Annotated in this window: 21 protein-coding genes and 2 pseudogenes; 13 read left to right on the plus strand and 10 right to left on the minus strand. The window is 73.7% G+C overall.

All coding sequences use genetic code 11. The features are described from left to right. Positions 1 to 9: 9 nt before the first annotated feature. The 3 genes and pseudogenes from AB0N17_RS00705 to AB0N17_RS00715 form a co-directional block, all read right to left on the minus strand. Positions 10 to 1848, minus strand: coding sequence for a glycoside hydrolase family 15 protein (locus AB0N17_RS00705; protein WP_366008864.1), 1839 nt, complete (start codon positions 1846 to 1848; stop codon positions 10 to 12). Positions 1849 to 1980: 132 nt separating this feature from the next. Then, positions 1981 to 2463: pseudogene (locus tag AB0N17_RS00710) on the minus strand (DUF389 domain-containing protein); the annotation flags it as partial. A 43-nt stretch (positions 2464 to 2506) separates the two neighbouring features. Then, positions 2507 to 2824, minus strand: a pseudogene (locus tag AB0N17_RS00715) (gluconokinase); the annotation flags it as partial. Positions 2825 to 3049: 225 nt separating this feature from the next. Here AB0N17_RS00715 and AB0N17_RS00720 point away from each other — a divergent pair. Next, positions 3050 to 3385: a hypothetical protein gene (locus AB0N17_RS00720; RefSeq protein WP_366008865.1), complete on the plus strand. Its 336-nt coding sequence runs from the start codon at positions 3050 to 3052 to the stop codon at positions 3383 to 3385. Between the two features lie 27 nt (positions 3386 to 3412). Here the strand turns inward: AB0N17_RS00720 and AB0N17_RS00725 are convergent, their stop codons facing one another. Then, a complete protein-coding gene (locus tag AB0N17_RS00725) occupies positions 3413 to 4369 on the minus strand; it encodes a LysR family transcriptional regulator (RefSeq protein ID WP_366008866.1) in 957 nt (318 codons plus the stop codon). A gap of 117 nt (positions 4370 to 4486) precedes the next feature. On the opposite strand from AB0N17_RS00725, the gene AB0N17_RS00730 reads away from it, so the two are divergent. The 12 genes from AB0N17_RS00730 (at position 4487) to AB0N17_RS00785 (ending at position 18558) form a co-directional block, all read left to right on the plus strand. Next, complete coding sequence (locus AB0N17_RS00730) at positions 4487 to 5359, plus strand: xanthine dehydrogenase family protein subunit M (RefSeq protein ID WP_366008867.1); 873 nt, start codon at positions 4487 to 4489, stop codon at positions 5357 to 5359. Position 5360: 1 nt separating this feature from the next. Further along, positions 5361 to 5882 (plus strand): (2Fe-2S)-binding protein, encoded by a 522-nt coding sequence (locus tag AB0N17_RS00735; RefSeq protein WP_366008868.1) that lies wholly within the window; start codon positions 5361 to 5363, stop codon positions 5880 to 5882. Then, positions 5879 to 8251 carry an aerobic carbon-monoxide dehydrogenase large subunit gene (locus AB0N17_RS00740; protein ID WP_366008869.1) on the plus strand — a complete coding sequence of 791 codons (2373 nt, stop codon included), beginning with the start codon at positions 5879 to 5881 and terminating at the stop codon, positions 8249 to 8251. Before AB0N17_RS00735 ends, AB0N17_RS00740 begins: the two co-directional genes overlap by 4 nt. A gap of 11 nt (positions 8252 to 8262) precedes the next feature. Beyond that, a complete protein-coding gene (locus tag AB0N17_RS00745) occupies positions 8263 to 9252 on the plus strand; it encodes an XdhC family protein (protein ID WP_366008870.1) in 990 nt (329 codons plus the stop codon). Continuing rightward, positions 9245 to 10153 carry a MoxR family ATPase gene (locus tag AB0N17_RS00750; RefSeq protein WP_366008871.1) on the plus strand — a complete coding sequence of 303 codons (909 nt, stop codon included), beginning with the start codon at positions 9245 to 9247 and terminating at the stop codon, positions 10151 to 10153. The genes AB0N17_RS00745 and AB0N17_RS00750 overlap by 8 nt, the downstream gene beginning before the upstream one ends. After that, positions 10146 to 11294: a VWA domain-containing protein gene (locus AB0N17_RS00755; protein WP_366008872.1), complete on the plus strand. Its 1149-nt coding sequence runs from the start codon at positions 10146 to 10148 to the stop codon at positions 11292 to 11294. Before AB0N17_RS00750 ends, AB0N17_RS00755 begins: the two co-directional genes overlap by 8 nt. A 355-nt stretch (positions 11295 to 11649) precedes the next feature. Next, positions 11650 to 12453 carry an intradiol ring-cleavage dioxygenase gene (locus AB0N17_RS00760; RefSeq protein ID WP_366008873.1) on the plus strand — a complete coding sequence of 268 codons (804 nt, stop codon included), beginning with the start codon at positions 11650 to 11652 and terminating at the stop codon, positions 12451 to 12453. Positions 12454 to 12575: 122 nt separating this feature from the next. Continuing rightward, the gene (locus AB0N17_RS00765) at positions 12576 to 15035 is read left to right on the plus strand and encodes a LuxR C-terminal-related transcriptional regulator (protein WP_366008874.1); all 2460 of its coding nucleotides are present in this window, start codon (positions 12576 to 12578) and stop codon (positions 15033 to 15035) included. A 149-nt stretch (positions 15036 to 15184) separates the two neighbouring features. Further along, positions 15185 to 15922 (plus strand): flavodoxin family protein, encoded by a 738-nt coding sequence (locus AB0N17_RS00770; RefSeq protein ID WP_366008875.1) that lies wholly within the window; start codon positions 15185 to 15187, stop codon positions 15920 to 15922. A 181-nt stretch (positions 15923 to 16103) separates the two neighbouring features. Continuing rightward, positions 16104 to 17369, plus strand: coding sequence for a molybdopterin-dependent oxidoreductase (locus AB0N17_RS00775; protein ID WP_366009142.1), 1266 nt, complete (start codon positions 16104 to 16106; stop codon positions 17367 to 17369). A gap of 2 nt (positions 17370 to 17371) precedes the next feature. After that, a complete protein-coding gene (locus AB0N17_RS00780; RefSeq protein ID WP_366009143.1) occupies positions 17372 to 17875 on the plus strand; it encodes a hypothetical protein in 504 nt (167 codons plus the stop codon). Further along, positions 17872 to 18558 (plus strand): SAM-dependent methyltransferase, encoded by a 687-nt coding sequence (locus tag AB0N17_RS00785; RefSeq protein ID WP_366008876.1) that lies wholly within the window; start codon positions 17872 to 17874, stop codon positions 18556 to 18558. Before AB0N17_RS00780 ends, AB0N17_RS00785 begins: the two co-directional genes overlap by 4 nt. A gap of 140 nt (positions 18559 to 18698) precedes the next feature. Here the strand turns inward: AB0N17_RS00785 and AB0N17_RS00790 are convergent, their stop codons facing one another. The 6 genes from AB0N17_RS00790 to AB0N17_RS00815 form a co-directional block, all read right to left on the minus strand. After that, entirely contained in the window at positions 18699 to 18986 is a 288-nt protein-coding gene (locus tag AB0N17_RS00790; RefSeq protein ID WP_366008877.1) for a metal-sensitive transcriptional regulator, read from the minus strand. Between the two features lie 82 nt (positions 18987 to 19068). Next, the gene (locus AB0N17_RS00795) at positions 19069 to 19644 is read right to left on the minus strand and encodes a rhodanese-like domain-containing protein (protein WP_366008878.1); all 576 of its coding nucleotides are present in this window, start codon (positions 19642 to 19644) and stop codon (positions 19069 to 19071) included. A 73-nt stretch (positions 19645 to 19717) separates the two neighbouring features. Further along, a complete protein-coding gene (locus AB0N17_RS00800; protein WP_366008879.1) occupies positions 19718 to 20461 on the minus strand; it encodes a sulfite exporter TauE/SafE family protein in 744 nt (247 codons plus the stop codon). Then, positions 20458 to 20748 carry a rhodanese-like domain-containing protein gene (locus AB0N17_RS00805; RefSeq protein WP_366008880.1) on the minus strand — a complete coding sequence of 97 codons (291 nt, stop codon included), beginning with the start codon at positions 20746 to 20748 and terminating at the stop codon, positions 20458 to 20460. Before AB0N17_RS00805 ends, AB0N17_RS00800 begins: the two co-directional genes overlap by 4 nt. Positions 20749 to 20792: 44 nt before the next feature. Further along, positions 20793 to 22151, minus strand: coding sequence for an MBL fold metallo-hydrolase (locus tag AB0N17_RS00810; protein ID WP_366008881.1), 1359 nt, complete (start codon positions 22149 to 22151; stop codon positions 20793 to 20795). A gap of 198 nt (positions 22152 to 22349) precedes the next feature. Continuing rightward, entirely contained in the window at positions 22350 to 23174 is an 825-nt protein-coding gene (locus tag AB0N17_RS00815; protein ID WP_366008882.1) for a DUF1684 domain-containing protein, read from the minus strand. Positions 23175 to 23222: the final 48 nt, after the last annotated feature.

The following is a 23222-nucleotide window of genomic DNA, read 5'->3' on the forward strand; positions in this document are numbered from 1 at the left end:
CCGGGCCGGCTACCTCCGGTCGAGAGCGGCGTTCAGGGTGAGCGCCGAGTCGATGAGAGCGAGATGGGTGAACGCCTGCGGGAAGTTGCCCAGTTGGCGGCCTGTCGGGTCGATCTCCTCCGAGTACAGGCCGAGATGGTTGGCGTACCCCATCATCTTCTCGAACACCAGCCTCGCCCGGTTGGTCCGTCCCGCGCGTGCCAGGGCGTCGACGTACATGAACGTGCACAGCGAGAACGTGCCCTCCGAGCCGCGCAGGCCGTCGGGGGAGGCCTCGGGGTTGTAGCGGTAGACCAGGCTGTCGCTGACCAGTTCCTGCTCCATCGCGTCCAGCGTCGACGCCCACATCGGATCGTGGGGGGTGAGGAAGCCGACCGTGGCCATGCGCAGCAGCGAGGAGTCCAGGACGTCACTGCCGTAGTGCTGCACGAAGGCCTGGCGTTGCTCGCTCCATCCCTTGGCCATGACCTGCTCGTAGGCGGCGTCCCGCTCGCGGTGCCACCGTGCGGCCGAGGACGGCCATCCGTTGGACTCGGCGAGGCGCAGGGCGCGGTCGAAGGCCACCCACGACATCACCCGGCCGTACGTGAAGTCCTGGCGGCCGCCGCGGGTCTCCCACAGCCCCTCCTCCGCCTGGTCCCAGTGGTCGGCCAGCCAGTCCAGGTCCGTCAGCAGCGAGGTCCAGCCCCGGTGTCCGACCTGGAAGCCGTGCTGGTGCGCGAAGTAGATGCTGTCCAGCGCCTCGCCGTAGATGTCCAGCTGGAGCTGGGTGGCGGCCCCGTTGCCGATCCGCACCGGTGCCGAGCGCGCGTAGCCCTCCCAGTCGTCGATGATCTGCTCCTCCAGGTCGGAGGAGCCGTCGACCTTGTACATGATGTTGAGCGGGCCGGAGTCGCCGTCGCGGCCGGCGTGCTCCTTGACCCGGTCGGCGAGCCAGAGGATGAACGCCCGGGCCTCCTCGGTGAAGCCCAGCCCCAGCAGCGCGTACACGGAGAACGAGGCGTCACGGATCCAGGTGAAGCGGTAGTCCCAGTTGCGCTCGCCGCCCAGTTGCTCGGGGAGAGCCGCCGTCGGGGCGGCCACCAGGGCGCCGCTGGGAGCGAAGGTCATGAGTTTGAGCGTGATCGCGGACCGCTCCACCATCTCCCGCCAGCGTCCGGTGTAGCGCGACTGGCCCAGCCAGGAGCGCCAGAACGCCACGGTCTCGTCGAAGAGCCGCTGGTGCTCGTCGAGGCGGACCTCCGCGGGTGCCCCCTCACCGCCCATCTCCAGGACCAGGCCGCGCACTTGACCGGCCTCCAGGGGCATCGTGACGTGCAGGTCGGCGTCCCGGCCCGTGAAGACGTCCGCCAGTTGCTCGTCCTCGGGTTCGCGGATCGGGTGCACGGTCAGCTCGGTGCCGTCCTCCGCGGCGAAGACGGCTCCGTGCGGGGTGATGCGCAGCCGGTGGGGCGTGCGCCCGTAGTCGAATCGAGGGGCGATCTCCACCTGGAACGTCATGCGGCCCCGCACACAGCGGACCAGGCGCACCAGCCGGTGGCGCGAGGTGACCGTCGTGCCGGTGACGGGCATGAAGTCGAGCACCTCACCGGCGCCCGCCTCGGTCATGAACCGGGTCACCAGGATCGCCGTGTCGGGAAGGTACAGCTGCTTGGTCGCATGGGTGGTGTGCGCGGGCCGCACCGTGCAGTGGCCGCCCTTCTCCTTGTCCAGCAGTGCTCCGAACACACTGGGCGAGTCGAACCGCGGGGAGCAGAACCAGTCGATCACCCCGTCGGTGGTCACCAGCGCGGCGGTCTGCAGATCCCCCAGCAGACCGTGGTTCTCGATCAGCGGGTAGTCGTCCATCGGGGCGCCCCTTCCGGTGTGCGATTCACCCGAACGCCACTCCCTTCGATCAGCCTAAGCCGTGGGCCCGGCTCGGGCCCGTCGGCCCCGGCCACGCGCTGAGCGCAGGTCAGGAGCCCCGCCGTTCCTTCGTCACCGCCGCGGCCCTGCAGCGGCGCGGCGAGCCGCACGACGCCACAGGCGCCGCTGCAGACGCGGGGTGAGGACCCCCACGATCACGAGCACGACCACGTTGAGCAGGAGTTGCACTGCGGAGCCCCGGATGAAGACGCCCAGCAGAGCGCTGCCGCGTGCCTCGGTGAGCGAGACGATGCCGACGACGCCGGCGAGTACGGCGACGGTGACCGAGAAGAAGTCCGGCGTGTCGATCAGATGGGACACCGGCCGCAGGGCCGGCCCGAAGGCCGTGGGCTGCAGGCCCGCGAGCCGCACCAGCGCGGAGAAGAGGAGGATGACCACGACGGCCGGTGAGAATCCGGCCGTCGGCGCCCGCGCCCCCTCCCGGACCCTGCGGCGGCTGCGACGGTCGAGACCGAGCGCGATGCTGGTGATCGCGTTGTACTCGGGACCGACCACCATGGCCGCCACGATGAGGATCTGCGAGTTCGTCATGATGCAGTCCCGGCGGCATGAAGTGGCCCTTCCGGCGTGCCAGGCGTCGCTCGGCCACCTCGTGGTCGACGGCCAGATACCCGAACCGCACCGGCACTCCGGTACGCCGGAACTGGTCGCGGTAGGCGCGTCTGAGCGCGGAACAGGCGGCGACCCCGCCCTGTCCGCTCGGCGCCGTGCCGCGGATCCCTTCGGTGAGCGCTGCCGGCCGGGGCCGTCGGCCGGCGTCGTCGAGCGGATGCCCGGACGCCATCTTGGCGCGGTTCGCAGCGGGGTGGAGGTCGTCCCCCTCCGGGAACGGCACGCCGAGGCGGTCCGCGAGCCGGACACCCACCGTGGATGTGCCGGACCCGGACACATCCATCACGACCACCACGCGCGCACCGCCGACGCCTTCGGTCAACGGGCCTCCCTGGAGCCGGTGCTGGACGACGTCACCCGTCCACCATGGCCGCCTTTCCCGGCGCCGGCATGTGCGGGGCCGCTCGCTCGCGCTGCGGTCGCTTCCTCACTGTGCGGGTCCGCCGGATCTGGCGGATAGTGAAGGAAGGAGGCGTCCCCGGCAGCTCCCCGCACTCCAGGAGGCCCGATGTCTTCCTCACGGACGATGGCCGCGCTCATCGGCATCGCGTCGTTCGCCCTCACGCTCACCGCCTGCGAGGACCAGGCGTCCGGTCAGATCGTGGCGCGCAGCGGTGTCAGGGTCGTGCAGACCCTCTCCAACCCGCCGACCCACGGATGCCACCGTTTCCCCGAGGGCATCACCCACATCGACAACCAGACGCAGAGCAGCCTGCTCCTGTACACGACACCGGACTGCAGCGTGCCGCCGGGTGGGCAGAGCAGCTTCCTGGACATCGGGGCGTCGGACCAGGCCGTCATGACCACCGGGCCGTGGCACAGCTTCTCCTTCGCCCCCGGATGAGCCGCCGGGCCTCATCGGTCGAGGGGCTTACGCGCCCCACAGCGTGACGTACACCGGGGGCCTGAACCGGGAGGGCGGGACGCCCGCGCCGGGCGCCCGCATGACGCGGGTCGCCGCGGGAGTGTGCAGGAAGTGCAGGAACGCGTCGGTGGCCGGGGCACGGTGTTCGGGCCGCAGGACGGTGGCGTGCCACGTGGCGTCCCACGGCGTCGCCGTGGTCTCCAGGATGCGCAGCTCCTCACGCCGGATGCGGGGCGACACCAGATGCGCGGGCGCCGGTGCCACCCCCGCGCCCTCGGCCGCCGCCGCCCAGGTCGCGGCCTGGTTGGGAAACACCCACACATGTCCTTCGGCCACGCCGAGCCGGCGCAGCAGGCGTCCGGAGTCGGCGTCCGGATCGGTTCCGGAGGAGTCGACCAGCCACGACCACCGCGACGGCGGACCCGGCGGCCGCGGAGACCGCGCGCCGGTCACCACGACCAGCTCGGCGCGGAACAGCGGTTCGCTGACCAGTTCGTCCCGGCCGGCGCCCCCGGGACACGGCCCGAGCGCGACGTCCGCGAGACGGTTCTCCACCAGCACACGGATCGCGCCGCCACAGGCCACCTCGAACGAGGTCTCGGTCCTGCGCCCCGAACGGCAGGCGAAGGCCTCCACGAGGGAGGGGAGCACGAACTCGGCCAGCGTGCTCGTGGCGACGACCCGCAGCTCGTCGGGCGCGCCGCGTGCCGCCCGCACCGCGGCCTCGGCGTCCGCGTTCAGCGCGACCATCCGCGAGGCGACCGGCAGCAGCCGTGCCCCGGCGGGCGTCAGGCGCATCGCCCCGCCGCCGGTGCGCCGGATGAGCGGATCACCGAAGTGGGTGCGCAGCGCGGCGAGCGCCTGCGACACCGCGGGCTCGCTCACGTCCAGCGTCCGCGCCGCGGCGCCCACCGAACCGAGCCGGGCGACCAGCACGAAGGTGCTGAGCTGCGTGACGGTCACAGCCTGATTTTCCAGCAAAAGGCGCGATAAGTGAATGCTTATCCACCCATTGCACGGCCGGTGCTCGCGGGCGCACCATCCCTGCAGCAACGGGCACGACGAGTACGGGAGGGCCCGATGCAGGTACCGGCCGCATTCCAGTACGAGAGGGCCACCAGCCTCGAGCAGGCCATCGAACTGCTCACCCGGTACGGCCCCGAGGCCCGGGTGGTGGCGGGCGGACACAGCCTGCTGCCGATGATGAAGCTGCGGCTGGCCCAGCCGGAAGCCCTGATCGACATCAACGGCCTCGACGATCTGGCGTCGATCCGGGTGGACGGGCACGACCTCGCCGTCGGAGCGATGGTCCGGCACGCGCAGCTGCTCGCCTCGCCCGTCGTCGGCGAGCACTTCCCCATCCTGCGGGACGCGGAACGGGTCATCGCCGATCCGCTCGTGCGCAACCGCGGCACCGTGGGCGGCTCACTGTGCCAGGCCGATCCGTCGGAGGACCTGTCGGCCGCGTTCTCGGCGCTGCGCGCGGCGCTCGTCGTCCAGGGCCCCGGCGGCAGGCGCACGATCCCCGTCCGGGAGTTCTTCCTCGGTCCCTACGAGACCGCCCTGCACGAGGCGGAGCTCCTGGTGGAGATCCGCGTGCCCATCCGTTCGCACGCCAGCGCCTACCGCAAGGTCGAGCGCCGGGTCGGCGACTGGGCGGTCGTCGCCGCGGGCGCGGTGCTCCAGATCGCCGGCGCGGCCGTCACCGAGGCCGGGATCGGACTGACGGCGGTCGGCGCCCCGCGGTTCGTGGCCGAGCGGGCCGAGGACTTCCTGCGCGGCGCACGGCCCGACGGCGAGGCGTTCGCCGAGGCCGGCCGGATCGCCGCGCAGGAGTGCAGGCCGGCGGCCGACCAGCGCGGCCCGGTCGACTACAAGCGGCATCTGGCCGGGGAGCTCACCACCCGGGCGCTGCGCGCCGCCGCCGCCCGCGCCCAGGGGCAGGAGGCGTGACATGCGGATCACCGTGACCGTGAACGGCGAGCAGCACACGCGGGACGTGGAGCCCAGGCTGCTGCTCGTGCACTTCCTGCGCGACGAACTCGGGCTCACCGGCACCCACTGGGGCTGCGACACCTCCAACTGCGGGGTGTGCACCGTCTGGCTGGACGGGACGCCGGTCAAGTCCTGCACCGTGCTCGCGGTGATGGCCGACGGCCACGAGGTGCGGACGGTCGAGGGCCTCGCGCACGGAGCCGAACTCGACCCGGTGCAGCGGGGATTCATCGCCTGCCACGGGCTGCAGTGCGGATTCTGCACGCCGGGAATGATGATGACCGCCCGCTGGCTGCTCGACCACGACGCCGACCCGTCCGAGGAGGACATCCGCGAGGCCATCTCCGGACAGGTGTGCCGCTGCACCGGCTACGAGAACATCGTGCGCTCCGTCCGCTGGGCCGCCGAGCACGGCGGCGGGGAGCGGACCGCCGACGCGGGCACCGAGCCGGCGCCCGGCCGCGAGGAGGTGCGGGCATGACGGCCACCGAGGAGCGGCCGGTCGGTTTCGGCCGGATGCCCCGCAAGGAGGACGCGCGGTTCGTCCGCGGCCACGGCACCTACGTCGACGACGTGACGCTGCCCGGGATGCTGCACGGCGCGATCCTGCGCAGCCCGCTGGCGCACGCCCGGATCGTGTCCGTCGACACCAGCGCCGCCGAGGCCCACCCGAAGGTCAGGGCCGTGATCACCGGGGAGACCCTGGCCGGTCTCGGGCTGGCCTGGATGCCCACGCTCTCGTACGACACGCAGGCGGTGCTCGCCACCGACAAGGTGCGCTTCCAGGGCCAGGAGGTCGCCTTCGTCGTCGCCGATGACCGGTACGCCGCCCGGGACGCCCTCGAACTGATCGACGTGGAGTACGAACCGCTCCCCGCGGTCGTCGACGCCCGCCGGGCGCTCGACCCGGACGCGCCGGTGATCCGCGACGACAAGGACCACCAGAGCGACAACCACATCTTCGACTGGGCGGCGGGCGACAAGGAGCGCACCGACGAGGTCTTCGCGGCCGCCGACGTCGTGGTGGAGCAGGACATGCTCTACCCCCGGGTGCACCCGGCCCCGCTGGAGACCTGCGGCACCGTGGCCGACATGGACGCCGTCACCGGGAAGCTGACCGTGTGGTCCACCACCCAGGCCCCGCACGCGCACCGCACGATCTACGCCATGGTGGCCGGCATCCCGGAGCACAAGATCCGGATCATCGCCCCGGACATCGGGGGCGGCTTCGGCAACAAGGTCGGCATCTACCCCGGCTACGTGTGCGCGGTCGTCGGCTCGATCGTCACCGGCAAGCCGGTGAAGTGGATGGAGGACCGCTCGGAGAACCTGATGAGCACCTCCTTCGCCCGCGACTACCACATGCACGGCGAGATCGCGGCGACGAAGGACGGGAAGATCCAGGGCCTGCGCGTCCATGTGATCGCCGACCACGGCGCGTTCAACGCCACCGCACAGCCGACGCAGTTCCCGGCCGGCTTCTTCGGCGTCTTCACCGGCTCGTACGACCTGGCCGCCGCCCACTGCACCGTGACCGGCGTCTACACCGACAAGGCCCCAGGCGGCGTCGCCTACGCCTGCTCGTTCCGCGTCACCGAGGCCGTGTACCTGGTCGAGCGGATGGTCGACGTGCTCGCGGACCGGCTCGGCACCGACCCGGCCGAGCTGCGGATGCGCAACCTGCTGCGGCCCGGGCAGTTCCCGTACCGGACGCGGACGGGCTGGGAGTACGACTCCGGCGACTACCCGAGGGCCCTGCGGCTGGCGATGGACCTCGCGCACTACGAGGACCTGCGCCGGGAACAGGCCGAAAAGCGCGAGCGCGGCGAGCTGATGGGCATCGGGGTCAGCTTCTTCACCGAGGCCGTCGGCGCGGGCCCCCGCAAGCACATGGACATCCTCGGACTGGGTATGGCCGACGGCGCCGAACTGCGGGTCCACCCGACCGGGAAGGCCGTCCTGCGGATCTCCGTACAGAGCCAGGGGCAGGGCCACGAGACGACGTTCGCGCAGATCGTCGCCGAGGAACTGGGCATCCCGCCCGAGGACGTCGAGGTGGTCCACGGCGACACCGACCAGACCCCGTTCGGGCTCGGCACCTACGGCTCCCGCTCGACACCGGTGTCCGGAGCGGCGGCCGCGATGGTCGCCCGCAAGGTGCGTGAACGCGCGAAGATCGTCGCCTCCGCGATGCTCGAAGTGAGCCCGGACGACCTGGAGTGGGAGAAGGGCCGCTGGTTCGTCACGGGCGACCCCGACCAGGGACGGACCATGGCCGAGATCGCGCTCGCGGCCCACTCCAGCCTGGAGCTGCCCGAGGGCGTGGAGGGCCACCTGGACGCGAGCTGCGTCTACAACCCGCCCAACCTCACCTTCCCCTTCGGCGCGTACATCTGCGTCGCCGACGTGGACGCCGGAACCGGCCAGGTGAAGGTCCGCCGGTTCATCGCCGTGGACGACTGCGGCAACCGGATCAACCCGACGATCGTCGAGGGGCAGGTCCACGGCGGACTCGCCGACGGCCTGGGCATGGCGCTCATGCAGGTGATCGCCTTCGACGAGGACGGCAACTGCCTCGGCGGGTCGTTCATGGACTACCTCCTGCCCACCTCGGTCGAGTGCCCGTCCTGGGAGCTCGGCGAGACCGTCACCCCGTGCCCGCACCACCCGATCGGCGCCAAGGGCGTCGGCGAGTCCGCCACGGTCGGGTCGCCCGCCGCGGTGGTCAACGCCGTGGTCGACGCGCTGCGGCCGCTCGGCGTGCGCCATGTCGACATGCCGCTGACGCCCGCCGTGGTGTGGCGGGCCGCCCAGGGCCGGCCCCTGCGCACCGACATGGCGATCACCTGAAGGCCCCGCCCATGACCGCCCTCGAACTGCTGACCCGCGCGGACGCGCTCCGGCACGGCCGCACCCCGTTCGTCCTGGCCACCGTCGTGCACGCGGAGCGGCCCACGAGCGCCAAGCCGGGGGACAGCGCGCTGGTCCTCCCCGACGGCACCGTCGAGGGCTTCGTGGGCGGCACCTGCGCCGAGACCACGGTCCGGCTGCAGGGGCTGCGCGTGCTGGAGACCGGCCGGTCGCTGCTGCTGAGGATCACACCCGGCCCGGGCACCGGCACCGAAGGCGCGCAGGGGCCCGCCGAAGGCCTGGTCACCGTGGCCAACCCCTGCCTGTCGGGCGGGACGCTCGACATCTTCCTGGAGGCCCACCTCCCCCCGGCGATGGCGTACGTCTACGGACACGCCCCCATCGCCCGCGCCCTGCTCGACGTCGGCCGGGTGCTCGGCCTCGACGCCCGGCCGGCCTCGCCCGGCGAGCCGCTGCCACCCGACCTGGACATCGTCGTCGTCGCCACGCACGGCCGCGACGAGGAGCCCGTGCTGACCGAGGCCGCACGCGCCGGGGTGCCGTACATCGGGCTGGTCGCCAGTCCGAGGCGCGGCGCGGCGGTGCTCGCCGGGCTGGACCTCACCGGGGAGCAGCGCGCGCACGTCCACACCCCGGCCGGCCTGGACATCGGCGCGCGCACCCCGGGAGAGATCGCGCTGTCGGTGTACGCCCAGATCATCGCGCTGCGACCGGAGGCGGCCCCGCCCGTACGCCCCGCAGACGCAGACGCAGACGCAGACGCAGACGCAGACGCAGGCGCAGGCGCAGGCGCAGACGCAGACGCCGCCGCGCCACGGGCCGTGGCCGAGGGTGAGGGCGTGGATCCCGTGTGCGGCATGACCGTGGCGATCACCCCCGACACCCTCTCACTGGACCGGGACGGCACCACGGTGTACTTCTGCGGGCCGGGGTGCCGGCACGCCTTCGCCGACGACCCCTCCCGCTACCCGCATGCCTGACCCCGGCCCCCTCGTACCCGATGTCCCCGCCCTGCGCTCGCGTCTCGACGCGGTCGGCTACCTGGCCGACGACGCCCTGGCCACGGCGCTGCTGCTGGCCGTGCGCATGCGGCAGCCGATCCTGCTGGAGGGCGAGCCCGGTGTCGGCAAGACCGAGGCGGCCCGCGCGCTGGCCGCCGTGCTCGACACCCCGCTGATCCGGCTGCAGTGCTACGAGGGACTGTCCTCGGCCGAGGCGCTCTACGAGTGGAACTACCCACGGCAGTTGCTGGCCATCCGGCTGGCCGAGTCCCGCGGGGAGCCCCTGCGGGACGCCGACCTGTTCACCGAGGACTACCTGCTGCCACGACCGCTGCTCGCCGCGATCTGCCACCCGGGACCGCGGCCGGCGGTGCTGCTCATCGACGAAGTCGACCGCGCCGACGACGAGTTCGAGGCGTTCCTGCTGGAGCTGCTCGCCGACGCGGCGGTCACGATCCCCGAACTCGGCACCCGGACGGCCGCGGTGCCGCCGGTGGCCGTCCTGACCTCCAACCGCACCCGGGACCTGCACGACGCGCTCAAACGCCGTTGCCTCTACCACTGGATCGACTACCCGGACACCGCACGAGTCGCCGCGATCATCCGCAGACGCGTCCCGGAGTGCGCCGAGTGGCTGGCCCCGCGCGTGGCGTACGGGGTGGCACGCCTGCGTGCCCGGCAGGGGCTCACCAAGCCGCCCGGTGTCGCCGAGGCGATCGACTGGGCGGCCGCGCTGCACACGCTGGGATTCCGTGTGCTGGACGCCGACGCGGCCGACCGCACCCTGGGGGCGGTGCTCAAGTACGCCGAGGACCTTGAGGCCGTACGCCGGTCCGGGGTGGCGGAGCTGGTCGACACGGAGCCGGGCTCCGATGCCTGAACTGCCGGAACTGGCCGCCTCGTTCACCGCCGCCCTCAGTGACGCGGGGATTCCGGTGGGCCCCGACCGCACCCGGCGCTTCGCCCGCGCGCTCACCCTGCTGGCGCCGTCGACGACGCGCGAACTGCGGCACTGCGCGCTCGCCACCCTGCTGTCCGGGCCCGAGCAGATCGAGCCGTTCGACGCGGTCTTCCGCGAGGTCTTCGGCGGCCCGGCCGGCCGCGAGGCACCACGCGGGCAACCCGGTGACCCGGACCGGTCGCCGCCGGACACCGTGCCCGGCCGCGTCCCCGGCACCCGTGGAGTCACCGCCGACGGACGCCGCCGGGACGCCGGCGCACAGCAGGACGAGGCGCCCGTGCCCCTCGCCGCCAGTCCGCTCGACCGGCTCGCCGGCCGCGACTTCGCGGACCTGTCCGTCGAGGAACTGGCGCTGCTGGCCGACGTGATGCGCACCCTCGTCCTGCGCACCCCGGCCCGGCCGTCCCGCAGGCGCCGCACCGCGCACCACGGAGCGCGCGTCGACGTGCGCCGCACCCTCGCCGCCAGCCGGCGCACCGGCGGATACCCGCTGCGGCTGCACCGTTTCGAGCCCCGCCCCCGCCCCCGCGACCTCGTCGTGCTGTGCGACATCTCCGGGTCGATGGAGCCCTACGCCCGCGCGATGCTGCAACTGCTCTACTGCGCCGCCCGCGCCACGCACGCCGAGGTCTTCACGTTCGCCACCCGGCTCACCCGCCTCACCCCCGTCCTGCGGCGGGCCGGGCCGGACGACGCCCTGGCACGGGCGGGCCGGGCGGCTCCGGACTGGTCCGGCGGCACCCGGATAGCGGACTGCCTGGCCGACTTCGACGAGCGGTTCGGGCGGCGCGGCATGGCGCACGGCGCCGTGGTCGTCATCGTCTCCGACGGCTGGGACACCGGTGCGCCGTCGGACCTCGCCACCCGCATGGCGCGGCTGTCCCGCGTCGCCCACCGTGTCGTCTGGGTCAACCCCCGTACGGCGAGCCCGCGTTACCGGCCGCTCGTGGCCGGTATGGCCGCGGCGCTGCCCTACTGCGACGCCGTCGTCAGCGGCCACAGCCTCGCGGCCCTGGACGACTTCACCGCCGCTCTGTCGGCTCCGCGCCGCCGCCGGTGAGCCATGGCGGCCCAGGCCTTGCGCATCGGATCCTGCCGGGGTCGCGGGGCCCGGCGCGTACATCGGTGGCGGCCTCGTCGGTCGCCGACTCCCCCACGCTCGGCTTCGCTCGCGCGGGGGCCGCTCATCGAGTCGTCTCGCTCCTCCGCCTTGCGGCTGCACGCGCCGGACCGCGCCAGACCCGCTCGGATCGGCCGGAAAGCACCGTCGGCCGGTCCCGGCCTGATCCGGAGGAACGGCCCTGGCACCGCCGCGGCCGTTCCCGCGGGAGCGCAGCGCGCGGGTTTCGTCACGCGGAGGCTTCCTGGGTCGTCCGTGCGATCCCACGCCACGTCGGCGGCGACATGCTCACACCATGACTGACACCCCCCACCACCACACCGCGGAACCACAGCGCGGCCCCGAGCCGTCGGACGTCCCCGCAGGTGCCACCCGCAGGTCCGTCATAGCCACCCTGGGCGGTGCCGCCCTCGGCGCGGCCGCACTGGGCCTCGCCGCCACGCGGGCGACCGCCGCCACCGGGCACCGGGCCGCGGCCCGGCCGGACGCCGACTGCATCCTCACGCCCGAGCAGACCGAGGGGCCGTACTACCTGGATCTGGAGACGGTCCGCAAGGACGTCACCGAGGGGAAGGCGGGCGTTCCGCTCACCCTCCGGGTGACCGTGGTCGACGCGACGACCTGTGCTCCGCTGCCCCGGACGGCGGTCGACATCTGGCACTGCGACGCCCTCGGGGTCTACTCCGGCTATGTCGCCGGAGGTTCCACCCCGGACACCACCTTCCTGCGCGGCGTGCAGCTGACCGACGCCGCCGGTGTCGCGGAGTTCACCACGATCTACCCCGGCTGGTACGTCGGCCGGGCCCTCCACATCCACGTCAAGACGCACGCGGGAGGCACCGTTTCGGGCGGGACGTACCACGGCGGCCACGTGTCCCACACGGGCCAGCTCTACTTCCCGGAGGCGTACAACACCAAGGTCGCCGCCCTGTCCCCCTACCGGAACAACAAGGCCACCCGCACACTCAACGCCCGGGACGGCATCTACCGCAGCGGCGGGTCCGCGACCCTGCTGGCCCTCACCCAGGCGGGCAGCGACCTCGGCAAGGGGGTGACCGCAACCGTGGTCCTCGGCATCGACCCCGCCGCCACACCCTGACGCGCACCCGACGCACCGGGACGCCCGCGGTGGCCGGCCCCGCCACGGTGCCGGCCACCGCGCACGGGCACATGGCTGAAGGCGATGGTTTTGCAGCGGGGCGGTGCGGCCAGGAACCGGGGATGAGCCGGAGTCGAACATGTGAGATGTGCGGTACGGCGCTGATCGTGCGGCCGCACGGGGGTCGGCCGGCCCGATACTGCTCCGGCGCCTGCCGGCAGCGGGCGCTGCGGCGACGGGCGGCTTCCGGCGCCCCGCCGGCGGTCTCGGCGGCCGGCGCGGGCGTCCTGCCGCCGGCGCTCGACTCCTTCGTCGGCCGGCAGCAGGAACTGTCCGGCCTGCGCACCCTCCTGAGGAGCTCGCGCCTCCTCACGCTGACCGGCGCCGGCGGTGTGGGCAAGACCCGGCTGGCGCTGGAGTTCGCCAAGGCCTTGCCGAAGCGCTTCGCACGGGTCGACCTCGTGGAACTCGACTCGCTCCAGGACGGCGCACTGCTGACCCAGTCCCTGGCCGCCGCGCTGGGGGCGGGCGAACGAGCGGGCCGGACCGGCGTCGACACGCTGGTCCGGGCGATCGGCGACGCCCCCCGGGTACTGGTTCTGGACAACTGCGAGCATCTTGCCGAGCCGTGCGCCCGGCTGGTGGCGGCCCTGCTGGGCCGCTGCCCCCGGCTGCGGATCCTGGCCACCAGCCGGGAGGCCCTGAGGGTGCCCGGAGAGACCGTGTTCCGGGTCGGCGAGCTGTCCCTGCCGCCGGCCGACGCCACGGACGAGGTGACGGCCCTCCTGCAGTCCGAGGCGGTACGCCTCTTCGCCGACCGTGCCGCGAGCAACTCCCCGGGGTTCACGCTCCACCGGGGCAACGGCCACCTCGTCGCCGAGATCTGCCGGCGCCTGGACGGCCTGCCGCTCGCCGTCGAACTCGCGGCCCGCCACGTCGGCGCCCTCGCGCTGCGCGACATCCTCGCCGGGCTGGAGGACCAGTTCTCCCACCTGGACCTGCTGACCGGGGGAAGCCGAACCGGCCCCGCACGCCACAGCGGGCTCGCCGCGGCGGTCGACTGGAGCCACCGGCTGCTGGACCCGGCCGAACAGGCGGTCTTCCGGCGCCTTTCGGTTCTGGTCGGCGGGTTCGACGCGACCGCCGCGCAAGCGGTCTGTGCCGGTGACGGCATAGGCCGGCGGCAGGTCTTCCGCATCCTGTGCGCCCTGGAGGCGAAGTCGCTCGTCGTCCGTCTGCCGGGGGAGACGGCCCCCACCCGCTTCCGGCAGTCGAGCGCCATCCGCGTCTGCGCCCTGGACCGTCTGCGCGCATCCGGCGAGCTGCCCACCACCCTGCGCCGGGCGCTGGCGTGGCTGACCGAGCTGGCCGGGCACGGCCGCGGCGAGGTGTTCCCCGACCAGGCCGGCAGCCCGCTCGCGGCGGAACGGGACAATCTCGCCTCGGTACTGACCTGCAGCGCCGGCCACGGCCATGCCGTACGGGCTCGGCTGACACTGGAGCTGGCGCGGGTGCACTACCAGCAGGAGCAGCCGTCGGCCGCGCGTGCGCTGCTCACCGGACTACTGCGCGGAACCGGCGGCCCCGCGCCGGACGCACAGGCGCCGGCGCTCGCCGCACGCGTGGCCTGCCAGCAGGCCGAACCGGACGAGGCCCTGCGGCTGGGCGAACAGGCGGTGCGGAGCGCGTGGCTGCGCCGTGACGCCGCCGGACTGGCCAACGCGCTGGACGCCCGGGCAGCGGCGCGACTGTGCCGCGGTGAGTTCGCCGAGGCCGTCGCGGATCTGCGGGAGTGCCTGGAGGTCGTCGCTCACACCGGCAGGCCGCAGGACACCGCCTGGTGCACCCATCACCTGGCCTGGGCGCTGCTCCAAGCCGGCGGCGAACTGGAGGCCGACGAACTGATGTCACGGTGTCTGCCCGTGCTGAGGCAGCAGGCGCCGTGGCCTCGGGCCGCGGCCGCGCTGCACACCGCGGGGGCCGTACGGCTGGCCCTGGGACGTCTGCGCAGCGCGGAGACCCTGTTCGCCGAGGTGCTGCGGATCGCTCCGGGGGCCAGTTTCCATGCCCTGTACCCCGTGGAGGGCCTGGCGCTCGTGGCCGCGGAGAGCGGCGACATGCAGCGTGCGCTGCGACTGTACGAGGCGAGCGCGCAGGCGCGGCGCCGCCTGGACACCGAGCCCGAGGCCCCCTGGCGGCACAGGATGGAACAGGTGGCGGCCCGCGCCCGGACACGGCTGTCGGCGTCGGCGCAGCAGGCCGCCGTCGCCGGTGCCCGTGGACTGCGCGGAGAGCGGCTGGTCGCGTACGCGCTGGGCGCGGGGAGCGGGGCGGCCCGCACGCCGCGCGACGTCCGTGCCGCCGAAGGGCGGCTCCCGCTCACCGTGCGGGAGTCCACCGTGGCCGAACTCGTCGCCGAAGGCCTGACGAATCGTCAGATAGCGTCCCGGCTCGGCCTTTCGGTCCACACCGTCGCCACGCACCTGGACAAGATCCGCGACAAGCTGGGCCTGCGCTCCCGCACACAGATCGCCCTGTGGGCAGCGGCACGGGACGAGGACGGGCGCACGGCCCGACGGTGAGCGCCGAACGCCGCTGCCGCGGTGTTCCGCGACCCGCCCGGGGCCATTCGGAGGCGCTGAGGTGGCGGCCGCCGCGGTCCGCCCGCAGGCTGGGCGAAGTGGACGAGCCGCCGTGCCCAGGGCGCGGCGCAGAGCTCTGGGAGGACCGCGTGACCGCTTCGTCGCCCGACACCGAGGCGCCGCCGGCCCGGTACGACGATCTGCGCGCGCTGGTGATCAACTGCACCCTCAAACGCTCACCGGAGACGAGCAACACCCAGGGACTGATCGACCGCAGCACCGCCGTCATGGACGCGCAGGGCGTGCACGTCGACGTCGTACGGGCGGTCGACCACGACATCGCGACCGGCGTGTGGCCCGACATGACGGAGCACGGCTGGGAGACGGACGCCTGGCCGGACCTCTACCGGCAGGTCATGGCGGCCGACATCCTGGTGCTGGCCGGACCGATCTGGCTGGGCGACAACGGCTCCGTGACGAAGCGGGTGATCGAGCGCCTCTACGCCTGCTCCAGTCTCCTCAACGAGGCCGGGCAGTACGCCTATTACGGCCGTGTCGGCGGCTGCCTGATCACCGGCAACGAGGACGGCGTCAAGCACTGCGCCATGAACGTGCTCTACAGCCTCCAGCACCTCGGCTACACCATCCCTCCCCAGGCGGACGCCGGCTGGATCGGCGAGGCGGGCCCCGGCCCCTCGTACCTCGATCCGGGCTCGGGCGGCCCGGAGAACGACTTCACCAACCGCAACACCACCTTCATGACCTGGAACCTGCTCCACCTGGCCCGGGCGCTGAAGGACCTGGGCGGCATCCCTGCCTACGGCAACCAGCGCACCGCCTGGGACGCCGGCTGCCGCCACGACTACGAGAACCCCGAGCACCGGTAGCGCGATGCCGGAGGAGAGCGGCGGACGGCCGTCGGATGCGACCCCGTCCAGCGGGACGGAGCGCCGAGCACCGGGCAGGAGACGTGTCCGGGAGTGGCCGAGGCGTGCCCGGACCGGTGGGACGGCCGCGGTGGCGTGGACGGCCGCCCGTGCCCGGGCGGCGGCGCGACGCCTCAACCAACTGCCCCCGCCCCCAGGTCCGTTCCGCCCCGGGTTCTGGCGCAGTCCGATCCGCGGGCCGTGGCTGACGTCGGTGTTCGGCCTGGTGCTGCTGGTCGGCGTCCCGCTGCTGTTCGTCACGGGACTGCTCTCCTACGCCTCCTACAACCCCGGACTGAGCCCCCTCAACGACGAGACCCCCGACAAGGGCGTGCTGGGCTTCTACCTCTTCGGCTGGCCCACGCACCCCTCCTGGCTGTACCGGCTGCTGCAAGGCGCGCACGTGACGCTGGGCGTGGTGCTGGTGCCCGTGCTGCTGGCCAAATTGTGGTCGGTGATCCCGAAGCTGTTCGAGTGGCTGCCGGTACGCTCCGTCGCCCACGGACTCGAACGGCTGTCCCTGCTCCTGCTCGTCGGCGGGGCCGTCTTCGAATTCGCCACCGGCATCCTCAACATCCAGCTCTACTACGTCTTCCCGGGCTCCTTCTACCGCCTGCACTTCTACGGCGCCTGGGTGTTCATCGCCGCCTTCGTCGTCCACGTGTGCCTCCGGCTGGGCCGGTTGACCCGGGCCCTGCGCTCGCGCGGCCTGAGGGCGGAGCTGCGTACCGGCCTCACCCACACCGTGCCCGAACCACCCGACCCCGACGGCCTGGTGGCCGCCGCCCCCGCCCCCGCGACGATGAGCCGCCGCGGCGCGGTGGGCATGGTGGGAGCGGGATCGCTGCTCCTCCTCGTCGTGACCGTCGGGCAGAGCATCGGCGGCCGGCTGCGCCGCACCGCGCTGCTCGCACCGCACAACCGCGATCCGGGCGCCGGCCCCAACGGCTTCCAGATCAACAAGACGGCGGCGGCCGTCGGCGTCACCTCCGCGCTGGTCGGACCCGGCTGGCGGCTGGAGGTGCACGGACGCGGAGCGCCCCGGGTGTTCACCCGCGAGCAGCTCCTGGCGATGCCCCAGCACGCCGCCGCACTACCGGTCGCCTGCGTGGAGGGGTGGTCCACCGACGACCAGCACTGGAGCGGCCTGCGGCTGGCCGACCTCGCCGCCCTGGCCGGCATGCCCGAGGCCGGCAGCGTTGTGGTGCAGTCGATCCAGCCCCCTGGCCCCTTCACCAGGGTGGTGCTGCGAGCCAACCAGATCAACGACCCCCGGGCGCTGCTCGCCCTCCGCGTCAACGGCGCGGACCTCTCGCTCGACCACGGCTACCCGGCCCGCGTCATCGTCCCGGCCAACCCCGGCGTGAACAACACCAAGTGGGTGCACCGGCTCACCTTCAGGGCGTGACCATGGCACGATTCGTCCGCTGGTACGGCTCCGGCCCCCTGCACCTGCTGGTCCTGATCGCCTCGTTCGCCCTCACCGGGTACGCCATGGTGCGCCTGTTCGCCGTGCGGCCGCTGGAGGTGGCGGTCTGGTTCGTCGGCGCGGCCGTCCTGCACGACCTGATCCTGCTGCCCCTGTACTCGCTGGCCGACCTCTCGGCCCTCTCCGTGCTGCGGCATCGCCCCGCCGACGGACCGGCCCTGCCGTGGATCAACCACCTGCGCGTCCCCGCCTTCCTGTCAGGTCTGCTCCTGCTGGTCTGGTTCCCCCTCGTCTTCCGCCTGGCGGTCCCCTATCCCGGCGACACAGGGCTGTCCGACAGCGTCTACCTCGGGCGATGGCTGGCCATCACCGGCCTGCTCTTCGCCGGCTCCGCGGTGGTCTTCGCGCTCAGGCTCCGCCGCTTCCGGCGGGCCCGCCGCACCGGTGGGAGCCGGTCCCGGCCCGGCCGTGGCGGCACACGGTGACGACCGACGAGGACGAGCTGTACGGCACCGACGGGGATCCCTACGAGCTGGCCCTGCGCCCCGAGTGCGGCCCGGTCTATCTGCGGCTGACCGGCGGACGCCGCATCCCGGTGCCGGTGCACCGCTGGCACGAACGGCCCACGACGGCCGACCGGACCGTGCTCGCCCGCTGCGTCGGCCCCGTCCTCGACGTCGGCTGCGGGCCGGGCCGGCTGTGCCGTGACCTGCTGGGCCGTGGGGTCTTCGCCCTCGGAGTCGACAGCGCGCCGCGCGCGGTCGCGCTGACCACGGCCCTGGGCGGCCTCGCGGTGTGCCGCTCGGTCTTCGACCGGCTGCCCGCGGAGCGAAGCTGGCAGACGGTTCTTCTCATCGACGGCAACATCGGCATCGGAGGAGACCCGCGCGGCCTGCTGCACCGCTGCCGCGGGCTCATCGCCCCCTCCGGACGTCTCGTCGTCGAAGTCGACCCGCACGACGTCGAAGAGCTCTGCACGGCGCGCCTGGAGGACCCCCGGGGCCATGGCGGGCCGGCCTTTCCCTGGGCACGGCTCGGACCACGAGCGCTGCGCGGGGTCGCCGAGGGCCTCGCCCTGAGCGTGACCGACCAGTGGACGAGCGGGCGTCGGTGCTTCGCCACCCTGGCCCGGCGGGAGAGCCGTCGTCCAGGTGGCGGAGGGGGATGATCCGAGCCGTGTCACCGCTCCCGTCCGCGCCGGCGGAGCGACCGGGGCCGCCGTGCAGGGGGCGTGCAGGTGGCCGTACCACGTGCGCGCTTCAGCCTCGCTCGACCGGCTCCGCCCTCATGCGAGTGACCGGCTCCGCCTCATGCGAGTGACAGGAACAGCCTTTCGAGCCGTGCCCGCATCTGCTCGGTGACCTCGCCGTTCTTGCGTCCGGACTCGATGTCGGCCACGCACCGCTGCAGACCGGTGGCGATGATCGCGAAACCGGCCCGGTCGAGCGCGCGCGAGGCCGCGGCGAGCTGGGTGACGACCTCCTCGCAGTCCCGCCCCTCCTCGATCATCCGGATCACGCCGGAGATCTGGCCCTGCGCACGCCGCAGCCGGTTCAGCACGGCCTTCAGGGACGCACCCTCGAGTTCAAGCTCCACGATCACTCCTCGCCCATACCCCTAGGGGTACTGTACGTCCCGATCCGGGCGGTCGGTGCCGAGCGGACGTGCTCCCCGGGGGTCAGTCGCCGCGCAGGCGCGCCAGGGTCGCTTCGAGGTCGGCCCGGCGGGGCCGGTTGTGGGGCAGTGCGGCGAGCACGGCGGCCATGCCGCAGGTGTCGGTCACGGCGGAGAACACGAGGCCGCCGGCGATGCCGGCGCAGAGCAGCCGGAAGGCGGGGTGGACGGTCCTGCCCGCTGCCAGGCCGAGCAGGACGAGGGAGCCGGCGGTCAGGCGTACCTGGCGTTCCATGGCCCAGGTCGCCCTGGTACGTCCTCCGGGCCGGTCCAGGGCGTGACCCTGGGCGGCCCAGGCGCCGGTGCCGCCGGCGAGGGTGGCGCTGCGGACGCCGTTCTCGGCGAGCGTCCGGCAGGCACTCGCGGACCGGGCGCCCGACGCGCAGACCACGAGCACCTCGCCGCGCTCGGCGGCGGTACGGATGCCGGGCAGTGCCGACCCGAGGTGGTCCAAGGGGATGTTCAGGGCGCCGGGTATGTGGCCGCCGGCGTACTCGCCGGGGGTGCGGACGTCGATGACGGTGAGCTCGTGCAGCCGGGCGTGGGCCTGGCCGGGGTCGAAGGTCGTGAAGGTGGTCATGCCGGGTCGGTCCTTGGTCTCGGTGGGGCCCGGAGGGGCGTGAGATGGGGGTGAGGTGGTCCAGGTGGAGTGGTCAGGCGAGTACGCCGACGAGCATGAGGGCGGCGACCGCGAGCAGCACGGAGGCGAAAAGACGCTGCAGCGCCGGGCCCTTGATCCTCTTCGACAGGCGTTTGCCGTCCCAGGCGCCCAGGATCGCCGCCGCGGTGAACGGTGCGAGGACCGCCCAGTCCAGGTGCATGCCCGTGCCGGCCCGTGCGGTGAGCGCGGCCAGCGAGTTGACCGTGATCACCAGCAGGCTGGTGCCGACCGCCCGGCGCATGGGCAGGCTCACCATGCCGACCAGCGCCGGGACGGCGAGGAAGCCGCCGCCCACCCCCAGGAACCCGGTCACGGTGCCGAGTCCGGCGCCCGCCGCACAGGCCTTGCCGGGGCGCACCGGACCCGGGGTCTCGCCGCGCGCGGGACGCAGCATGCGCAGGGCGGCCGGCGCGGCGACCAGGGCGAAGGCGACGGTCAGCAGCCACGGTGGAAGGTGCCCGGCGGCGGCCCCGGCGATCATCGCGGGCGCGATGCCCGCCGCGGCGAACAGCAGTCCGGTGCGCCAGGCGACGTTGCCGTCCCGGGCGTGCCCGGTCAGCGCCGTGACCGAGGTGAGCGTGACGATGACCAGGCTCGCCGTGGTCGCCTCGGCGGGGGTGAAGTCCAGGAGGTAGATGAGGGCCGGTACGGCCAGGACGCCGCCGCCCCCGCCGAGGCCGCCCAGGGCCAGGCCGACGACGGCTCCGGCGACGAGCGCGAGGATCAGGGCGGTCATGCCGTCGGGCCGTGGTGTCCGCGCGCGTCGGCGACCGGGTGCCCGGAGGCGGACCGCGCCCGCAGGCCGCCCTTGACGTCGCCGGCGCCGCGTCCGGTCAGCGGCTCGGTGGGCCGCCGGGAGCGGCGCCCGCCGCGGCGGATCACCACCGCCGGCCGGCCCTCGGCCACGCCCGGCGGGGCCGCACCCGCCGCCGGCCGGGACAGCGGCGGGCGGGCGGCGCCGGGGGCACGTCCGGCGGCCTCGTGGACGGTCGGGCGGGTCCGGTCGCGTCGGAGGAGGAACATCACAAGCCTCTCGGGAAGTCGGTGGGGGGCGGTCTGGTGCCCGTTCAGCCGGTGACGACGGTCAGTCCGGCGTCGGCGGCGGAGCCGAAGCCGTCGTCGACGGCCACCACGCTCCGCCCGGCGGCGTCCAGCAGGGAGGCCGCGATGCCGGCCCGCATGCCGCCCGCGCAGTGCACCCACACGGTGCCCGCCGGAACCTCCCCGAGCCGCTGGTGCAGCTCGTGGACCGGTATGTGCACGGAGCCCGCGAGGTGGCCGCCGGCGCGCTCGGAGGCGCGGCGCACGTCCAGGACGACGATGCCGTCCGTGCCGTGCCCGGCCAGGCCCGCGAAGGTGGAGCGGGGGAACGACGCGAGGCGGTCGCCGTCGGCCGCCCACTCCCGCGGGGCGCCGGTCGCGGCGGCCGCCGGCCGGTCGATGCCGACCCGGACGAGTTCCCGCTGGGCGGCGGCGAGCTGCTCGGGGGACTCGGCGAGCAGCGTGACCGGCTTGCCCCACGGGATCATCCAGGCCAGGTGGAGGGCGAACGAGCCGGCGGCTTCGAAGTTGAAGGATCCGGCGACGTGGCCCTCGGCGAACGCCACGCGGTCGCGCAGGTCCACGATCCACTCGCCGGCCGCGAGCCGGGCGGCGATCTCAGCGGCCCCCGCGAGGGCCGGAGGGGTGAGGTCCACCGGTGCCGGACCGGCGGCGTTGGCCGGGCCCATGTGCGCGTAGTAGGCCGGAACGTCGTCGAGGCCGGCGAGGAGCCGGGCGACGAAGGAGTCCACGTCCTCGGTCAGCGCCGCGTTGAGGGACTTCTCCTTGCCGATGGTCGTGGCGTCGCCCTCGGCCGGGGCGGAGGAGCAGAAGCTGCCGAAGCCGTGCGTGGGCAGTACGGGGGTCTCGTCGGGGAGTTCCGCCGCCAGGCGGTGCGCGGAGGCGTGCTGGGCGCGGGCCAGCTCCTCGGTCAGGCGGGGCTCGACCAGGTCCGGCCGGCCCACCGTGCCGATCAGCAGCGACCCGCCCGTGAAGGCCGCGACCGGGCTCCCGTCCTCCAGCAGGACATAGGAGGTGTGGTGCGGGGTGTGACCGGGTGTGGCGACCGCGCGCAGTTCCAGGCCGGAGTCGACGACGACGGTGTCACCGTCGGACACCGGCACCCGGGCGAACGACACCCGGGCCTCGGCGGGCACCAGGTAGGCGGCCCCCGTCACTCTGGCCAGTTCCAGGCCACCGGTGACGTAGTCGTTGTGGATGTGGGTCTCCACCACGTGGGAGATCCGCACCCCGCGCCGCGCCGCCGCCGTGAGCACCTGATCGATGTCGCGCGGCGGGTCCACCGCCACGGCCGCCTGCCGGCCACCGGCCAGGTATCCGCGGTTGCCGAGGCCCGCCAGCTCGATGGTGTCGATGAAGAACACGGAGACGCTCCCTTCGCATCAATTACCCCCCGGGGTATCTGTCACCACCGTAACAGAGATACCCGGGGGGGTATCGATCGAGGGAGGAGGGCCGGCCGTGCGGCGTGACCACGGCGTGCAGAAGGGCCTCGCCGACGTCGGCGAGGCCCTTCTTCCGCAACCGCTCTCGGAGGCGGCCGGCCGGGCGAGGCGACCGGCTCAGGAGCCGCCGCGCTCGCGGGGGATCCGCAGGCCCGCCTCGATCGCCACCGGCAACCGGTTCTCGGCCGGTGGCAGCGGGCAGGTGGCCAGGTCCGTGTAGGCGCACGGCAGGTTCGCGGCGCGGTTGAAGTCCAGGACGACCGAGCCGTCGGCGGCGGGCGGTCCGAGGGCCAGGACCCGGTTGGCGGCGTAGGTGGTGACCCCGGAGGTCGCATCGGTGAAGAGCACCATCAGCCGGCCCGCACCGGGGCCGGGGAACGCGGTGAGGGACAGGTGCCGGCCGTCCAGCTCGAACTCGATCCGGCCCGGAGCGTCGTAGACGTGCTCAAGCCCCTCGACCGCGGCGCCCACGGTGGTCGGCCGCGGCTCGTCGAACGGGACGTACCGGCCGGTCACGGCCCAGCGCGGGTCGGGCGCGTAGGCGGGTGTTCCGGTGAAGGCGGTGCGCAGCGGCGCGTCCGGGTGACGGGGGCGCACGATGTCGTGGCCGCCGCGCTTGGCGACCTCGATGACGGCGTCCTTCCAGGCCGCGTCCACGCCGCCGCGTTCGGGAAGCACGCCGAAGCGGTGTTCCCCCCGCACCGGTGTTCCGTCGACGACCAGTTCCTCCCCGTCGTCGAGGTTCACGACGACCCCGTCGCGGCCGGTGTGCCACGCACCGGGCGCGTCGGGGAAACGCTGCGGCCGGTCGTCGAGCCAGTGCAGGCCGGTGATGGCCAGGAAGCCGTGCGGGTCGGCGAGCCGCGCCTCCTGGGCGCGGTACCACTCCAGCCAGCTCTCGGTGAAGGCCCGGAGGTCCGTCGTGGGGACGTCAGTGGTCATGGGTTCTCCTCGGTCACGCGAGGCGCGGCCTCGCACAAGGGGGGCAGG

Source organism: Streptomyces sp. NPDC051133 (assembly GCF_040682635.1).
In the GTDB taxonomy this organism is placed as follows: domain Bacteria; phylum Actinomycetota; class Actinomycetes; order Streptomycetales; family Streptomycetaceae; genus Streptomyces.

Excerpts from the sequence above, each read along its gene's own strand:
- AB0N17_RS00705 (WP_366008864.1), bottom strand. The coding sequence starts at position 1,848 with ATGGACGACTACCCGCTGATCGAGAACCACGGTCTGCTGGGGGATCTG.
- AB0N17_RS00720 (WP_366008865.1), top strand. The coding sequence starts at position 3,050 with ATGTCTTCCTCACGGACGATGGCCGCGCTCATCGGCATCGCGTCGTTC.
- AB0N17_RS00730 (WP_366008867.1), top strand. The coding sequence starts at position 4,487 with ATGCAGGTACCGGCCGCATTCCAGTACGAGAGGGCCACCAGCCTCGAG.
- AB0N17_RS00735 (WP_366008868.1), top strand. The coding sequence starts at position 5,361 with ATGCGGATCACCGTGACCGTGAACGGCGAGCAGCACACGCGGGACGTG.
- AB0N17_RS00740 (WP_366008869.1), top strand. The coding sequence starts at position 5,879 with ATGACGGCCACCGAGGAGCGGCCGGTCGGTTTCGGCCGGATGCCCCGC.
- AB0N17_RS00745 (WP_366008870.1), top strand. The coding sequence starts at position 8,263 with ATGACCGCCCTCGAACTGCTGACCCGCGCGGACGCGCTCCGGCACGGC.
- AB0N17_RS00750 (WP_366008871.1), top strand. The coding sequence starts at position 9,245 with ATGCCTGACCCCGGCCCCCTCGTACCCGATGTCCCCGCCCTGCGCTCG.
- AB0N17_RS00755 (WP_366008872.1), top strand. The coding sequence starts at position 10,146 with ATGCCTGAACTGCCGGAACTGGCCGCCTCGTTCACCGCCGCCCTCAGT.
- AB0N17_RS00760 (WP_366008873.1), top strand. The coding sequence starts at position 11,650 with ATGACTGACACCCCCCACCACCACACCGCGGAACCACAGCGCGGCCCC.
- AB0N17_RS00765 (WP_366008874.1), top strand. The coding sequence starts at position 12,576 with ATGAGCCGGAGTCGAACATGTGAGATGTGCGGTACGGCGCTGATCGTG.
- AB0N17_RS00780 (WP_366009143.1), top strand. The coding sequence starts at position 17,372 with ATGGCACGATTCGTCCGCTGGTACGGCTCCGGCCCCCTGCACCTGCTG.
- AB0N17_RS00795 (WP_366008878.1), bottom strand. The coding sequence starts at position 19,644 with ATGACCACCTTCACGACCTTCGACCCCGGCCAGGCCCACGCCCGGCTG.
- AB0N17_RS00800 (WP_366008879.1), bottom strand. The coding sequence starts at position 20,461 with ATGACCGCCCTGATCCTCGCGCTCGTCGCCGGAGCCGTCGTCGGCCTG.
- AB0N17_RS00805 (WP_366008880.1), bottom strand. The coding sequence starts at position 20,748 with ATGTTCCTCCTCCGACGCGACCGGACCCGCCCGACCGTCCACGAGGCC.
- AB0N17_RS00815 (WP_366008882.1), bottom strand. The coding sequence starts at position 23,174 with ATGACCACTGACGTCCCCACGACGGACCTCCGGGCCTTCACCGAGAGC.